Below are 2,108 nucleotides of genomic sequence, written 5' to 3'. Positions count from 1 at the left end.
GTCGATGCCGACCTCGGGGACCGCGAGGACTTCGGCGAAGAGACCGCACAGGATCTCCTCGTGCGGTGTGCGGGGTGCTCGCCGCGCTCCGGATGTCGTGTAGTCGGGGGCGGGCAGGGCGTTGCGGTCCAGCTTGCCGTTGGGTGTCAGGGGGAGTCGGTCGAGGGCGATGAGCGCGGTGGGGACCATGTAGTCGGGGAGTCGGTCCCTGACGGTGCGCAGTACCTGGGCGGTGTTGATCTCCGTTTCCGGGGTGGCGGGGACGAGGTAGCCCACGAGGCGTTTGTCGCCGGGGTGGTCTTCGCGTACGAGGGCGGCGGCTTGGGCGATGGTGGGGTGGGTGGTGAGTGCGGCTTCGACTTCGCCGGGTTCGATGCGGAAGCCGCGGATTTTGACCTGGGTGTCGGTGCGGCCGAGGTGTTCGAGGGTGCCGTCGGTGTTCCAGCGGGCGAGGTCACCGGTGCGGTACATGCGGGTGCCGGGTGGGCCGAATGGGTCGGGGATGAAGCGTTCGGCGGTGGTGGTGGGCTGGTTGATGTAGCCGTGGGCGAGGCCGGTGCCGGCGATGTAGAGCTCGCCTGCCACTCCTGGGGGTACGGGGCGGAGGGCGTTGTCCAGGACGTAGGTGCGGGTGTTGTCCATGGGGCGGCCGATGGGGACGGAGGTGCCCGGTGGTGTGGCGGGGGTCATGAGGTGCTGGGTGGCGCACAGGGTGATCTCCGTGGGCCCGTACAAGGCCCGCACCCTGACCTGGGGGCAGGCTTGGAGGACGCGCTGGACTGCGGTGGGGGAGACCACGTCACCGCCGGTCAGCACCTCCTGGAGCTGGTCGAAACAGCCGGGGTCCTCCTCGGCGATCACCCGGAACAACCCCGCCGTCATCTCGATGGCGGTGACTCGGCCATCACTGATGAGCGTGCGTAGTGCTTTGGCGTCGATCTGTTCGTTGGGTGCTACGACGATCCGGCCGCCGGAGAGCAGGGGGACCCAGATCTCGTAGTCGGAGGCGTCGAAGGCATGCGGGGCGTGCATCAGCACCCGCTGATGCGCGGAGTCGGCCCAGGACCTGTCCAGGGCGAGTTCCACCACACCGCGGTGGGGGACTGCCACGCCCTTCGGCTCGCCGGTCGAACCCGAGGTGTACATCACGTACGCGAGCTGCAGCGGATGCCTGCCACGCAGGACCGGGTTGCTTGCGTCGGCATCGCCGTCGGTCAGGATCTCACCGGTCACCTCGACCAGGCACGCGTCTGCGGCGAAGCCGCCCGCCTGTGCGGGCCGGTCGGTGAGGAGTACGCCGGCGCCGCAGTCGCGCATGACCGAACGCAGCCGTTCGACGGGATAGCCCTCGTGCAGGGGCACATAGAACCCGCCCGTCTTCAGCACTGCCAGCAGGACGGCTATCAGATCGGTGGAACGCTCCATCCACACCGCCACCGCATCCCCCGGCCCTACCCCCAGCCGGATCAGGTGGCGGGCCAGCCGGTTCGCCCGTGTGTTCAGCTCCGCGTACGTCAGCTCCTGGCCCTGGAAGGCCACCGCGATGGCGTCGGGGGTACGCGCCACCTGCGCCTCGAACAACTCCGAGAGCGTCGCATCCGGCATCCGACGCGCCGTGTTATTCCACCCGGACAGAAGCTGACGGCGTTCGGCTTCGTCGAGTATGTCGACTCGGTCGATGGGAATGTCCGGGTCCGCGACCACGGTCTCCAGCACCCGTTGCAGGCGTGCGACGAGCGCTTCGATGGTGGCGGGGCGGAAGAGGTCGGTGCGGTAGTCGATCTGCCCGGTCAGCCCGTTGGGTGAGCCGTCGGCCGTACGGGATTCCCTGAGGCTGAAGGCCAGGTCGAATTTGGCGGGGGCGCCGCCGGACGGCTGGCGGGTGACGTGGAGGCCGGGGAGGTCGAGGCTGGGGTGCGTGTTGTTCTGGAGGGTGAGCATCACCTGGAACAGGGGGTGGTGTGCCAGGGAGCGCTGGGGGTTGAGGACTTCGACGAGGCGTTCGAAGGGGATGTCCTGGTGTGCGTAGGCGGCCAGGTCTGTTTCCCGTACGCGTTCGATGAGTTCGCGGAAGGTGGGGTCGCCGCTGGTGTCCGTGCGCAGGACGA

General features: G+C 68.7%; 1 protein-coding gene. It reads right to left on the bottom strand.

Translation table 11 applies throughout. The features are described 5' to 3' along the window. Window positions 1-2,108: amino acid adenylation domain-containing protein (locus tag ACFZDL_RS47155; RefSeq protein ID WP_353597326.1), on the bottom strand; the 2,108-nt coding region annotated here is incomplete at both ends.

Source organism: Streptomyces sp. NPDC007917 (genome assembly GCF_042959105.1).
GTDB lineage: Bacteria > Actinomycetota > Actinomycetes > Streptomycetales > Streptomycetaceae > Streptomyces.
The sequence above is the reverse complement of the archived record's forward strand: the minus strand, read 5'-3'. Positions and strand labels throughout refer to the sequence as shown.